This is a genomic window from Pedobacter sp. AJM (assembly GCF_002197755.1).
Lineage (GTDB): Bacteria > Bacteroidota > Bacteroidia > Sphingobacteriales > Sphingobacteriaceae > Pedobacter.
Genome location: NZ_NHOT01000001.1, coordinates 296495 through 311083 on the forward strand (window position 1 = coordinate 296495; position 14589 = coordinate 311083).

Sequence of the window (14589 nt, forward strand, 5' to 3'; positions counted from 1 at the left end):
TTTTATTTACATCATGGATAAAAAACCGCAGGTTGCAGTTATTGGCGCTGGTTTCGCAGGGCTTTCTGCCGCAGCTTTATTAGCTAAACATGGCTGCGAAGTGACTGTAATCGAAAAAAATGAGATGGCCGGTGGCAGGGCCAGAACTTGGGAAAAAGATGGATTTACATTCGATATGGGGCCAAGCTGGTATTGGATGCCAGATGTTTTTGAAAACTTCTATCAATTATTCAATAAAACCACCTCTGATTTTTATGAGCTGAAAAGACTGGACCCTTCCTACAGAATCTATTTCAACAGAGAAGACACCCTAAATGTACCCGCCACAATCGAAAAATTGTATGCGCTGTTTGAAGAATTAGAACCCGGAAGCACAAAGAACCTTGAGGTATTCCTGAAGCAGGCGAAATACAAATATGACGTCGGTATGAATGAATATGTGTTTAAACCGTCACACAGTGTAATGGAATATTTTGATCCCCGGCTGGCCATAAGTGGTATTAAATTACAGCTTCTGGGCAATATGCGTAATCATGTTCACCAACTCTTTAAAAATGAAAAACTAAGGAAACTGCTGGAATTTCCGGTATTGTTTCTGGGTGCAACACCCGGGAACACCCCAGCACTATATAGCCTGATGAATTATGCAGACCTTATTATGGGTACATGGTATCCGATGGGCGGAATGCATGAAATCGTTTCGGCTATGCAAACCATTGCCGAACAGGAAGGTGTTAAGTTTTTATTTAATACTACTGTATCTAAAATTGAAGTAAAAGGTAAGATTGCGAAAACAATCAAAACCAACAAAGGCGATTTGGAGATTGATTATGTTATAGGAAATGCAGATTATAACCATATAGAGCAACATTTACTGGATAAACCTTACCGGAATTACGACAAAAAATATTGGGAAAGCCGAACAATGGCCCCCTCAAGCCTGCTCTTTTACATCGCCTTAAATAAAAAACTTAAGAATGTTCTGCATCACAATTTATTTTTCGACCAGAATTTTGATCAGCATGCGGAAGAAATATATACTGATCCGCAGTGGCCATCTCAACCATTGTTCTACGCTTGCTGCCCATCTATAACTGATGATCGCGTGGCTCCGGAAGGCTGTGAAAATCTTTTCTTTCTAATTCCGCTTGCACCAGGTCTGGAAGATAGCGAGTTGAAAAGAGCGGAATACTTTGAAATTCTGGCAGATAGATTCAGAGACTTGACTGGCAATGAAATCCGGGATGCTATTCTTTTCAAAAGAAGTTACGCTATGAATGATTTCGTAAGTGACTATAATGCTTTCAAAGGAAATGCTTACGGCCTGGCAAACACATTGAAACAAACTGCTTTTTTAAAACCAAAGATGAAAAGCAAAGTAACAAACATGTTATACACCGGACAATTAACGATTCCAGGCCCTGGAGTGCCTCCTGCCATCATATCCGGACAAGTGGTGGCAAAAGAAATAATAAAAAAGCTAAAAAAAGCTTGACAAATTTAAAATTTCCCTTATCTTTATATCCACAAAACAAAAACACTGCTAATAACCTTTTAAACGCAATATTGTTCAGGGTTTGCATTTGTTTCGAAACGAAAGAGAAGGCGAATTGTTGAAAGTAAACATAAGAATCAACTAACCAAATATATGATAAGCAAATAAGGCCTGGTTTTTCCGGGCCTTTTTGCTTTTTACCTCACTGACCGGAAATACATAGCCCCGTTTGTCGAAAATACTTATTTCATTTTCTATTTATTATTTTATTACAAATCATCATATAATAATGATAACGCTCAAAAAACAGGGCAAAAAAAAGTCCCGATTAAATCAGGACCTTAGTTTTTAAGTAGATGTATCTTAAGCCATTTCTGCAATGGCAATATCTTTAGAATATGTTTTTAAATATTTTTTAAGAATACCCCTCGCTACGTGAATACGGGTTTTTACAGTTCCGATTGGAATCTCCAGCATATCTGCGATTTCATGATATTTATATCCTTCAAAATAACGGATAAACGGAATATAATATTCCTGAGGCAATTGAGAAAGTGCTTTATCAATATCACCCAATACAAATTTACTTTCAGCCTGATTTTTAGTTGCACTATAAGAAAGGTTTGCGGAAGAAATATCCTCACTTTGCGTGATTAAAGTATTTGTTTTAACCAAACGGCGATAATTATTGATGAAGGTGTTTTTCATGATGGTAAATAACCAGCCTTTTAAATTCGTACCTTCTTTAAACTTATTGTAGTAAGTTATCGCCTTAAGCATCGTATCCTGAACAAGATCATTAGCATCTTCGGCATCTTTTGTAAAATTTAAAGCGTATGATCTAAGTGAAACAGCGTGATGGTTAACCAGATGGTTGAATTCAAATTTTGTCATGATATATAGCTTTAGGAGATTAAATAAAATGAATTGATGTTCATTTATAATATTATAATCAAACTTAATACCAAAAATAACTGGCACGGCAATATCCTCATTCAGCCTTAGTCAGGCGAGTTTTCGTCACAGAATATTTACTTCACGTTCAAGAGTGACTCCAAAAGTGGACTTTACACTGTCTATTATCTGTTCAGATAACTGATACACTTCCGTGCCAGAAGCATGTCCATGGTTAACTAAAACTAAAGCCTGGTTTTTCCAGGTACCGGTTTGACCAATTTTTTTGCCTTTCCAACCACATTGTTCAATTAACCATCCTGCAGCAAGTTTAATTTTATCATCTACAGTAGGATAATGCACCACATCAGGATGCTTGGCTACCACATCGGCAAATTCATACTTTTCTATTACTGGATTTTTGAAAAAACTTCCGGCATTGCCAATTGTGGAAGGATCCGGCAGTTTACTCACCCGAATGTGTGCAACAGCAGCTGAAACATCTGCTATACCAGGATTTTCAATGCCACGATGATGAAGCTCAGTCTCTATGGCACCGTAACTGGTATTTAACACTGCTTTTAATGATAAACGGAAAGTAACTTTGGTAATAATGTACTGCCCTTTAAATGCACCTTTGAAAACACTTTCGCGGTAACCAAACTGGCAATCATCAAAATGAAAGGTTTTGATCTGACCGCTTTTAATTTCAAAAGCAATACAACTTTCAAATACATCTTTCAGTTCCACGCCATATGCACCAATATTTTGAATAGGTGATGCCCCAACAGTTCCTGGGATTAAACTCAGGTTTTCAACACCTGCAAAATGGTTTGCAACACAATAATTCACAAAATCATTCCAAACTTCTCCAGCTCCTGCCGTTACCAACACCTGATCTCCCTCATTTTTTGATTCGATCCCCTTGATACTCATTTTCACCACTAAGCCATCAAAATCCTGCGTAAACAGCATATTGCTTCCACCGCCAACAATTAATCGTTTTTGATTACTAAAAAGTGGGTTTTGAAACAATTCCTTCAAATCACTTTCTGTTTCTATTTCAGTAAAATAGCGTGCGTTAACATCAATAGCGAATGAGTTATAAGGCTTTAATGAAATATTTTCCAAAATCTGAGGCATGGTATTGGGTGTTAAGCTGCAAAATTAAAATAAAATTTAACTATGTTAGAAGTGCCCTGATAATAATAAAACACCTATTTCACTAAACTCTTTTTAACAAACAACAATCCAAATGCCTTTCCTTTTTCCTTGCGCTGATTTTTGTGGTGAATTTTATGTGCTTTTCTCACCATTTGCAAATAAGTATTCTTGCTTTTAAAAGTTTTAAATCTTCTGTGCACAAACCAATCGTGAATTACGAAATAAATGATGCCATACAAAGTAATTCCTAAACCAATAAAAAAGCGATAACCATAACTTTTTCGATCCAGATACATGAGGTATAAAGCAAGCGCGGCAAAGAGCAGGGCAAATACATCATTCCACTCTAAAAAGGAATGCGATTTTTGGTGGTGACTTTTGTGCAGGAACCACAAAGGGCCATGAAATAAGTACTTATGGATAAACCAGGACAAACATTCCATTACAATCAGGGTAGATAATGTAATTAGAATACCAAATATAACATGCATCATTCTTAAGTTATTGGTTTGTAAAGATATATAAATCATTTAAAACGAGAATTGATTGTCATCCATGCGTCAGTTGTTAATTCAAATTTTAGCCTGCTGATTAAGAAATGAAAATTTAAATCTAACTTTGACTAAAATATTAAAAAAGTCAGAAAGTAGAAAAGTAGAATGATTGTAGCTGATAAAAAAAGAGAACAAATTATTGACGGGGCGATCAAACGTTTCAGCCATTTTGGGATAGGCAAAACCACCATGAATGATATCGCTGAAGATCTTTCCGTATCTAAGCCCTCTCTTTATTATTATTTCCCTGATAAGAAAAGTTTGATAGTTGGTGTAATTGAAAAGGTATTTACAGACTATTTCGACTTATTAAAAAAGAAATATAATCCAGATGCCCCTTTAGAAACTGTTTTATTCCAGACAATAGAAATCAGAAATACCTTTTTCATGAAATATTTTATGTTGAGAATCTCAGAAGGACTACCTGATATTTTTAACGATGACTCTATGAAAAAGAAACTAACCGCATTAAAAGATTCAGAGAAAGTTTTTTATGCAGAGATTTTTGAAAGGGCAAAAGAGAAGGGAGAGATCAAACACGAAAACATGTCGCATATAGCAGAACTTTACCTGGAAAGCTTGATGGGTTTAACAAATATGTGCATTATGGAACTGGGTAAAGACCTCCTTCCGGATAAAAAAGCTGTAAACAGAATGAAACAGAAACAGAAAGACCTTTCTTCCATCTTTACCAGGGGATTAAGTTGCTGAAAGCATGAGGGAGTGGGAAGTTTAAAGTGCAAAACTTAAAGTGGAAAGTATAAAGGCCCAAAGGCTAATCGTTTAAAATACTGGTATATTGATACCGGAAAAATAGTCATAGATAAGAACCCAAAACAAAAAACAATACATGATGCTTAGAGTAAAAATGGTAAAATTAATGCTCGTCCTGATCGTTGGCATGGCTTTACCACAACTGGTATCTGCGCAGCAGCAGATTACCCTAAAAGAAGCGCTGACCTATGCGCTTCAGAACAATGCCAATGTGCGTAAATCAAGATTGGATATTGAAAACGGTCGATATAAAGTCCAGGAAGTAAGGGCGCAGGCTTTACCACAAATTACAGGTAACGCCGGACTAACCTATAACCCGATTATCGGCCAGTTGGTGGCCAATTTTGGCGGTCAGACACAGGCCATTAAATTAGGTCAGAACTGGAATTCTTCTGCCGGCGTGCAACTTTCGCAACAGTTATTTAACCAGCAGGTTTTTACCGGTTTGCAGGCTGCCCGATCAAGCGAAGAATATTATAACCTAACCGCTCAATTAACAGAAGAACAGATTATAGAACTGGTGGCCAACAATTACTATCAGGTATTGGTTAACAGAGAGCAGTTAAGTGTAATTGATACTAATATTAAAAATGTTAAGGTTGTCGAAAAAATTGTTTCCAATCAATACCAAAATGGCCTGGCCAGAAAAATTGATGTAGACCGGATCAATGTGAATATCACGAACCTGACTACGCAAAGGGAACAAACGGTTAATGCCATCACACAATTGGAAAATCAGTTAAAGTTTTCAATGGGTATGCCTGTTACTACACCTATTGAATTACCTAAAGCAGAATTGACCAATGTATCGCAATTGCCGGAATTTGCAGAAACCATTGACTTCGGCAACCGTACAGAAGTGAAATTGTTAAACACCCAGGATAAGCTTTTATCGCTTCAACGGAAGGCCTATGTAGCTGAATACTACCCCAGCCTATCTTTAACAGGAAATTATACTTATTCCAGTCAGAGTGATGGATTTGATTTCTTATCTTCAAATGCTGCATCTATCGGTTACGGCGCATCGGCGATTGGTTTAACTTTAAAAGTACCCATTTTCAATGGCTTTTTAACCCGTTCAAAAATCCGCCAGGCTGATGTGGAGATCAAAAAAGCAAAAGAAGACAGAAAGGAATCTACAAATTCATTAAATTTAGCTTACGAGAACGCTAAAATTCAACTTCGCAATAATTTAAATACCATCACTTCACAACGTAAAAATGCCGAACTGGCACAGGAAATTTATAAAAGCACACAGAATAACTATAACAATGGTTTAGCTTCTTTAACTGACTTACTGGATACCGAAAACTCCCTGACTCAGGCGCAAAACAGTTATAACCAGGCATTATTAAACTTTAAGGTTGCCGAAATACAGCTCATCAAATCAAACGGAAATATTAAATCGCTAGTACAATAGAAATGAAAAGAATAATTACCATAATTATCGTTATTGTTGTTGCCCTGGGTGCAATAGCCTATGTTTTAACCAACAATAAGAAAAAGAACGAAGCCAAAACGGCTTACATTGCCGAAGGCGGTGGTGCAGTTGCCGTTCGTGTGGCAACAGTAGAGAAAAAAGTAGTTGATGTAGATTTTGTGGCAAACGGAAACTTTGCACCGAAGCAAGAATTAAACTTCTTATCTGAAAATGCCGGTCGCGTAACTAAAATTTATGTAGATGAAGGTGATAAAGTGACCAAAGGACAGCCATTGGCACGCCTTGATGCTGAAATTATTAATACCGACAGGGAAACTGCTGAAGCTACTTATCAAAATGCAGTTAGAGATGAAGCCAGATACCAGAGCTCTTTTCAAACCGGCGGTGTAACCCAGCAACAGTTGGACCAGGCTAAACTGGCTACCAGAAATGCAAAATTACGCCTGCAGGCTTCACAGCGAAAATTAAGTGATGCAAACATCAAATCTCCAATCAACGGTATTGTAAATAAAAGATATATTGAAGTTGGTGCATTTGTAACCGCACAAGGTACACAGTTATTTGAACTGGTTGATGTTTCTAAATTGAAACTAAAAGTAAACGTTAATGAATCGCAGGTAGCGAATATTAAAGTTGGCGATCAGATCAGCATAAAATCAACCATTTTCCCTAATGAGAAATTTTCAGGCAGAATTACATTCATTGCCCCAAAAGCGGATGCAACTTTAAATTTCCCGATTGAAATTGAAGTAACCAATAATACCAAAAACAGTTTAAGAGCGGGTATGTACGGAACAGCCGTATTTAACTTCCCTAAACAAGCACCAAGTATCCTGATCCCTCGTACCTCTTTCGTAGGTAGTGTAAGTAGTAATCAAGTATTTGTTTATGATAAATCAAATAACAAGGCTAAGGTACGCAAGGTAGTTTCAGGACGTATTTTAGGTGATAATGTGGAAATAGTTGAAGGCTTAAATGAAGGTGAAACTGTAATTACCAGTGGACAGATTAACTTAGCTGAAGGTACTGCCGTAAGCATTGTTAAATAAGCTGAAAGTCTAAAATCATTAGTCAGAACACGCGGTGGCTATACCACCAGCATAAAAATTAAAAATGAAAATAACAGACATTTCTATAAAAAGGCCCTCGCTGGTAATTGTGGTGTTTACCGCACTTACGCTTCTTGGGCTATTGAGTTACTTTTCGTTGGGTTATGAATTATTACCAAAATTCTCAAACAACGTAGTATCCATCTCAACCATTTATCCTGGTGCCTCTCCTGCCGAGGTAGAAAATACGGTAACGAAGAAAATTGAGGATGCGGTTTCCTCCATGGAAAATATTAAAAAAATCAATTCCGTATCATTCGAAAGTTTATCAACCGTTACCATAACCCTAACGGATGCAGCGAACATCGATATTTCCTTGAACGACGCACAGCGTAAGGTAAACGCCATTCTTTCAGATTTACCTGAAGATGTTAAAACACCTTCATTAAGTAAATTCTCGCTAGATGATTTACCGGTAATTACCATGACGGCTTCGGCTAATATGGATGATGTTTCCTTCTATGATTTAATTGACCAAAGAATTGCCCCGGTGATTTCGAGGGTAACAGGTGTTGCGCAGGTAAATTTAGTTGGGGGTTCAGAAAGGGAGATCAGGGTGATGCTTGATGCCAATAAATTGCAGGGGTATAACCTTGCAGTGCCTCAGGTACAACAAATGATTTTAAGCTCTAACTTAGACTTCCCTACCGGAAGCGTTAAAACTGAAAATCAGGATGTTTTAATCCGTTTATCTGGTAAATACAGAAGTATTGAAGAACTGCGGAACCTGGTATTAACGACATCGAAAGATGGTTCACAAATTCGCCTGGGTGATGTGGCTGATGTTCAGGATTCGCAAAAAGAAACTGAAAAACTGGCGCGTATTAACCGCAAAGCATCTATCGCCATACAAATTATTAAACAAAGTGATGCGAATGCGGTAGAAGTAAGTGAAGGTACACATGCCATTATCGCAAAACTTAAAACGGAATATGCAGCCAATAAATTAGACATTAAAATTGTAAACGATAGCTCTATTTTTACCCTTGAATCTGCTGATGCCGTTATTCACGATTTAATTTTAGCCGTTATTTTAGTGGCATTCGTAATGCTTTTCTTTCTGCATAGCTTCCGTAATGCATTAATTGTAATGGTTTCCATTCCGGTTTCATTAATTGCAACATTTATAGGCATCAATTTATTTGGCTTTACGTTAAACTTAATGTCATTACTGGGATTATCACTTGTAGTGGGTATCCTGGTGGATGATGCGATTGTGGTTTTGGAAAACATTCAACGCCACATGGAAATGGGTAAAAACAAGGTACGTGCAGCATCCGATGCGACTCGTGAAATTGGTTTTACGGTAGTATCCATTACCTTCGTAATTGTAGTGGTGTTCTTCCCGATTGCAATAAGTAGCGGGTTAGTATCAAACATCCTCCGTCAGTTTTGTATCGTGGTGATTATAGCCACACTGTTATCATTAGTTGCTTCCTTTACCATCGTGCCATTGCTTTTCTCCAGATATGGTAAGCTGGAACACATTGAAGGTAAAAACCTGTTTGGCAGATTCATCCTTTGGTTTGAAAAGCAACTGAAAAAATTCACCTTGTGGATTACCAGTATTTTAAACTGGTCATTAAACCATAAAGCATTAACGCTGATTATTGTGTTTGTGATGTTCCTGAGTTCATGTGGTTTATTGGGTGCTGGTTTTATTGGTTCTGAGTTTTTTCCAAAATCAGATAAGGGAGAATTTTTGGTACAGATTGAATTACCAAAAGATGCGCCTTTGGAACAAACCAATTTCTTTACACAAAGAGCCGAAGCTTTCTTAAGCAAACAGCCTGAAATTACCCAGTTAATTACAACTGTTGGTCAGGCCAGCGGTGATTTTGGCGGTACGCAGGCTACAGCTTACAAGTCTGAAATTAACGTGAAGTTGGTAGAACGTGATAAACGTGAAGGCATGTCTTCTGACGTTTTTGCAACCAAAATGAGCCGTGCTTTGGCCAAACAACTGGTTGGTGCGAAAGTTAAAACCGTGCCGATTAGTATTTTGGGTATTGCTGAAAATGCACCTATTAGTTTAGTGGTAATGGGTTCCAATCTGGATAGTGCTTTAAAATACGCAGAGGGTGCTCAAAAAGTACTTAAAACGATTTCTGGTGCAACAGAGATTAAATTATCGGTAGAGAAAGGTACACCGGAAATTAATGTTCAGGTAGACCGTGATAAAATGTCGGCTGTTGGATTGACATTATCTACCGTAGGTTCTACCATGCAAACTGCCTTTGCCGGTAACACGGATGGAAAGTATAGAAAAGGTGAGTACGAGTACGACATCAACATTCAATATCAGGATTTCAACAGGAAAAACATTGATGATGTACGGAACCTTATCTTTGTGAACGATCAGGGCGCACAAATTAAATTATCACAGTTTGCAAACATTACAGAAGGCTCTGGTCCAAGTCAGCTGGAGCGTTTAAATAAGTCTACTTCAGTATCTGTACAGGCACAATCAATTGGTCGTCCTACAGGAACTATTGTAGCAGAATTCCAGGAAAAACTGGAACAACTGCAGGCTAACGGCAAAATGAAAACGCCTATCGGTGTAAGTTATACCTGGGCTGGTGATCAGGAAAACCAATCGGAAGGTTTCGGAACTTTAGGGATTGCCTTGCTGGCTTCGTTAATTTTGGTTTATCTGATCATGGTTGCGCTTTACGATAGCTTTGTTTACCCGCTCGTGGTGATGTTTTCACTTCCCCTGGCTGTAATTGGCGCATTGCTCGCATTGGCTTTAACTAATAATTCCATTGGTATTTTCACCATTTTAGGTTTGATTATGTTAATGGGTCTGGTGGCAAAGAATGCAATCATCCTGGTCGATTTTACCAACCAGCTAAAAGCAGAAGGTAAAGAGACCAAGGAAGCACTTGTATTGGCCAATCATGCCCGCTTACGCCCTATTTTAATGACAACCATTGCCATGGTATTCGGTATGCTTCCAATTGCATTGGCAAGTGGTGCAGGTGCCGAATGGAAAAATGGTTTAGCATGGGTTATTGTTGGTGGTTTAACCAGTTCGTTATTCTTAACTTTAATTGTTGTACCGGTAATCTATCTGATATTTGATAGAATTCTGGATAGATTCGGATTCAACAAAAAAGGAAAAACCATTGATGAGTTAATGGTTGAACCATATGACCATAAAGACGTTTTGGAATATGATTTAGATGCCAAACATTAAAAAAAAGATGAACAATCAATTAAGGTCGCCCCACAAAGGCGACCTTTTTTTTAATCAAATTTGCAATACCACAAAAGACTGAACAACAGCCTAAAAAAAGATTGAACATGAAAATTCAGTGTAAATGAAAGGGCTTCAAACAAAATATTGGGCATCATTGTATATTAGTCATATGTTTAAAATTGTTTTATCTCTCCTCCTGATCTGTGCTTCAATTTTAGTTAAAGCGCAACATCCACCTGTTTTTGATGCCATGACCAGCGATTCTTCATTTATTAAAGTATCTGATCTTGACATTACACTGGTAAAATATAGTTACAAACCCAATGGCGTAAAATTTTTAGTGGTTCATGACAATGAAGATACAGGCGTTAAGGCAGGATTTGATTATATCCGCTGGAACGGCGGAGAATTAATAGACAGCCAGTATGGAGGCGTCAGGGATTATACATTTACCTATATGGACGATCCTTACCGTATTGATCCGAATGCCATTTATACAGAAACCGGTGTAAAAACCCGCTTAAAAAAGGATGCGTACAGTTCTAACGAAGTAGAAAAGCTTATTCTCAATGCAGGTAAACAGATTGTTGATTTCTATAATCCCAAAGCCACCGGCTATTTTTTAACGTTGCACAATAATGCTGATGGTGGTTTTGGGATTTCCTCCTACTTACCCGGATATGATTTATCCAGCACAGCAGATTCAGTTTTCATAAACTTTGAAATGGATGGCGATGATCTTTTATATGTAACCGAGCCCAGGTTATTTACAAGTTTAAAAAAAGCAAATGTAAATGTCATTTTACAATCTAAATTTGCCGAGAATGATGGCTCTTTATCGGTTTATGCCATGATCAATCATATCCCTTACATCAATGTAGAAGTTCAGCACGGGCATCAGGAAGAAAATTTAAGACTGATAGAAATCGCCGTGGCTACACTAAAAGAACATGGCTTAATTAAAAAGGATTATGTGCCGGTACAAAAAGATAGCTTGGGGAAAACCGCTACTCAATAGCTTTCATTTTAGTTACCAGAAAGCTCACTAATAAACCAAAAACACCAATTACAGCATAAGAATACCGCAAGCTGGATAAAGCAGAAATATAACCGATTAAAGGTGGCCCCATTAAAAAACCAAAATAGCTCACACTGGACACCATTGCGATGGCAATTCCTGGAGATACTTTTCCATTTTTACCAGCCACACTGTATAAGGTAGGTACAATGCTCGAAACACCTACACCAACCAGCATAAAGCCAATGGTTGCGGTTACTACATAAGGCAGGAATACAGATAGAAACATGCCTGTAGAAACAATTAAGCCACTGATCTGAATGGTTTTTTTCCTCCCCAGTTTGGCTATGATCCTGTCTCCAATAAAGCGCCCCGTAGCCATCATGATCATAAATGATGCATAACCCAAAATAACCAATGAGGCTGGTGCCTTCACAATTTCTTTGAAATAAACACCACTCCAGTCGAACATAGCGCCCTCGGTGGCCATACTGCAAAATCCGATGATACCCAATTGCAGGAGTGAACCTTCCGGCATGGTAAATAGTTTCGGTTTCCGCTCTGTTTTAGCGCCCTTTCCAGGCACCAAATGTTTGTAGTTTAGAAATACATTGATCCAGATGAGGAAAGTAATGATCCAAAAATGGTAATATGGGATGAGGTGCAGATTCACCATCAGTAAACCCACCAGGGCACCGGTAAATCCGGCAATGCTCCAGGCACCGTGAAAGGAAGTCATAATAGGTCGGCCAAAAAGCTTTTCAGCTTCAGAACCCTGGGTATTCACTGCAATATTGCACATATTACCCACCACACCAAACATAAAAAGAAAGACAGCCAAATGCCAGGGTGCAGTAGCCAAACCTAAATTACATAAAGCTAAAACATACAAAGGTGCTGTAATGGTTAATATTTTCTTACTTCCGTACCTGGTTACCAATCTGCCGGAAATAGGCATAGTAACCAACTGTCCTAAAGGCAGGGCCAGTAAAATACTGCCTAACTCACCGTCAGATAGATGCAGGGAATGTTTAATATCCGGAATGCGGCTGGCCCATGATGCAAATGCAATGCCCTGACCAAAGTAAAAAAGTGAAACGGCTAACCGGATTCTATTAGGAGAGCTTTTGGCTAATACAGGCTGGTTAATGGTGTGAATGTTTTCCTGATCTGCTTTAATTTCTTCCAACTCCTGATTTTTATATGAACGTTAATACCTATGCAAAGGTCCTCAAATCAATTGAAAATTAAAAAATTATTATCATATACATATCAATTAACAAAAAAACCAACCTTTCGGCAGGCCTTTTAGTTAGAAAATGGCTTTGATTATATTTTGGGCTGATAGAAATTTACTGTTTCATGAACCTGAAACAAACGGTGTAATTTGTCTTCCCGCCATCTATTTATAAATTAAATGCTCCATAAAAAAACCTTACAGGTTTTAAGCCTATGAGGTTTGGAATGCTATTCTTTGCAAATACCTTAAATATGTATCGCCCTGTTTTCAGTTGCAGCTAGTGCAGCTTCTTTTAAAGCTTCTGTATAGGTAGGGTGAGCATGGCAAGTACGGGCAATATCTTCAGCTGATGCACGGAATTCCATTGCAATCACGGCTTCAGCAATTACGTCAGCCACACGCGGACCAATCATATGCACACCTAAAACTTCATCAGTTGAGGCATCAGCCAGAACTTTAATGAAACCATCAGTATCCATACTTGCTTTTGCACGGCCACTCGCTTTGAAAGGGAATGAACCCGCTTTATATTTTGTTCCTTTTTCTTTTAACTGCTCTTCCGTTAAACCAACAGCGGCTACTTCTGGCCAGGTATAAACAACACCAGGAATCAGGTTATAATTGATGTGTGGCTTTTGTCCTGCTATGGTTTCAGCAACATATATTCCTTCATCTTCAGCTTTGTGTGCCAGCATAGCGCCAGTAATCACATCGCCAATAGCATAAACACCTTTAACCGAAGTTTCTAAATGTTCGTTTACCGGAACTTTTTTACCTCTCTCTTCTATCGTAATGCCAATTTTATCTAAACCTAAACCTTCTGTATATGCAGTACGACCAACCGCAACGATACAATAATCTGCCTCTAATGATATGGTTTGTCCTTTCGGGGTTTCGGCAGTTACAGTTACGGTTTCACCATTATTGGTTGCACCTGTAACTTTATGTCCCATGTAAAAGTCCATTCCCAGGTTTTTCTTTAAAACACGTTGCAACTCTTTACCTAAGCTGGCATCCATAGTGGCAATGATAGATGGTAAAAATTCTACAACAGAAACTTTTGTACCTAAACGGGCATATACAGAACCTAATTCCAAACCGATTACACCACCACCAATTACAACCATTGATTTTGGAACTTCTTTGATGTTTAAAGCTTCAGTTGAAGTGATGATCCGCTTTTTATCAATTGGTAAAAATGGCAACGTTGTTGGTTTTGAACCCGTAGCAATGATCACATTTTTGGCAGATAAGGTTTCTGTAGTACCATCTGCCTTGGTAATTAAAATGGTATTTTTATCTACAAATGATCCTACGCCTTCGAAAGCATCAATTTTATTCTTTTTAAACAGATAAGTGATACCAGCAGTGTTTTGTGCGACCACATCATCTTTACGGGCAATCATCTGGTTCATGTCAACCTGTAAATCTTTCAGATTAATCCCGTGGGTTGTAAATGTATGTGCAGCATTATGAAAATGCTCTGATGAATCTAATAACGCTTTAGATGGAATACAGCCTACATTTAAGCAGGTACCTCCAAAAGTTTTATATTTTTCAATAACCGCAGTTTTTAAACCTAACTGAGCACAACGGATTGCGCCAACATAACCGCCCGGCCCTGAACCGATAACAACGACATCGTATTGCATAATTTCTTTAGAATTTTGATTGTTCAAATGTAGGGAAAAAAGGCGG

The 14589-nt window shown here is 38.0% G+C and carries 11 protein-coding genes; 6 read left to right on the forward strand and 5 right to left on the reverse strand.

The annotated features are described in order from the left end of the window. Nucleotides 1-13: 13 nt before the first annotated feature. Nucleotides 14-1495: an NAD(P)/FAD-dependent oxidoreductase gene (locus tag CBW18_RS01170; protein ID WP_088299429.1), complete on the forward strand. Its 1482-nt coding sequence runs from the start codon at nucleotides 14-16 to the stop codon at nucleotides 1493-1495. Between the two features lie 363 nt (nucleotides 1496-1858). On the opposite strand, the gene CBW18_RS01175 is transcribed toward CBW18_RS01170, so the two are convergent. The 3 genes from CBW18_RS01175 to CBW18_RS01185 form a co-directional block, all read right to left on the reverse strand. Continuing rightward, on the reverse strand, nucleotides 1859-2389 hold the full coding sequence (locus CBW18_RS01175; protein ID WP_088299430.1) for an RNA polymerase sigma factor: 531 nt from the start codon (nucleotides 2387-2389) through the stop codon (nucleotides 1859-1861). Nucleotides 2390-2515: 126 nt separating this feature from the next. Then, nucleotides 2516-3532, reverse strand: coding sequence for a UDP-N-acetylmuramate dehydrogenase (murB, locus tag CBW18_RS01180; RefSeq protein ID WP_088299431.1), 1017 nt, complete (start codon nucleotides 3530-3532; stop codon nucleotides 2516-2518). A gap of 74 nt (nucleotides 3533-3606) precedes the next feature. Next, the gene (locus tag CBW18_RS01185; RefSeq protein ID WP_253248929.1) at nucleotides 3607-4047 is read right to left on the reverse strand and encodes a sterol desaturase family protein; all 441 of its coding nucleotides are present in this window, start codon (nucleotides 4045-4047) and stop codon (nucleotides 3607-3609) included. A gap of 165 nt (nucleotides 4048-4212) precedes the next feature. Here CBW18_RS01185 and CBW18_RS01190 point away from each other — a divergent pair, with 165 nt between their 5' ends. The 5 genes from CBW18_RS01190 (at nucleotide 4213) to CBW18_RS01210 (ending at nucleotide 11651) form a co-directional block, all read left to right on the forward strand. Then, the gene (locus CBW18_RS01190; protein ID WP_088299432.1) at nucleotides 4213-4818 is read left to right on the forward strand and encodes a TetR/AcrR family transcriptional regulator; all 606 of its coding nucleotides are present in this window, start codon (nucleotides 4213-4215) and stop codon (nucleotides 4816-4818) included. Between the two features lie 142 nt (nucleotides 4819-4960). Continuing rightward, the gene (locus CBW18_RS01195) at nucleotides 4961-6301 is read left to right on the forward strand and encodes a TolC family protein (protein WP_088299916.1); all 1341 of its coding nucleotides are present in this window, start codon (nucleotides 4961-4963) and stop codon (nucleotides 6299-6301) included. A gap of 2 nt (nucleotides 6302-6303) precedes the next feature. After that, the gene (locus CBW18_RS01200; protein ID WP_088299433.1) at nucleotides 6304-7371 is read left to right on the forward strand and encodes an efflux RND transporter periplasmic adaptor subunit; all 1068 of its coding nucleotides are present in this window, start codon (nucleotides 6304-6306) and stop codon (nucleotides 7369-7371) included. A 64-nt stretch (nucleotides 7372-7435) separates the two neighbouring features. After that, nucleotides 7436-10630: an efflux RND transporter permease subunit gene (locus CBW18_RS01205; protein ID WP_088299434.1), complete on the forward strand. Its 3195-nt coding sequence runs from the start codon at nucleotides 7436-7438 to the stop codon at nucleotides 10628-10630. A 172-nt stretch (nucleotides 10631-10802) separates the two neighbouring features. Beyond that, nucleotides 10803-11651 (forward strand): hypothetical protein, encoded by an 849-nt coding sequence (locus tag CBW18_RS01210; protein ID WP_088299435.1) that lies wholly within the window; start codon nucleotides 10803-10805, stop codon nucleotides 11649-11651. On the opposite strand, the gene CBW18_RS01215 is transcribed toward CBW18_RS01210, so the two are convergent. Next, complete coding sequence (locus CBW18_RS01215) at nucleotides 11641-12840, reverse strand: MFS transporter (protein WP_088299436.1); 1200 nt, start codon at nucleotides 12838-12840, stop codon at nucleotides 11641-11643. The two genes, CBW18_RS01210 and CBW18_RS01215, sit on opposite strands and share 11 nt — an antisense overlap. A gap of 296 nt (nucleotides 12841-13136) precedes the next feature. Next, nucleotides 13137-14543 (reverse strand): dihydrolipoyl dehydrogenase, encoded by a 1407-nt coding sequence (gene lpdA, locus CBW18_RS01220; RefSeq protein WP_088299437.1) that lies wholly within the window; start codon nucleotides 14541-14543, stop codon nucleotides 13137-13139. Between the last annotated feature and the right edge of the window lie 46 nt (nucleotides 14544-14589).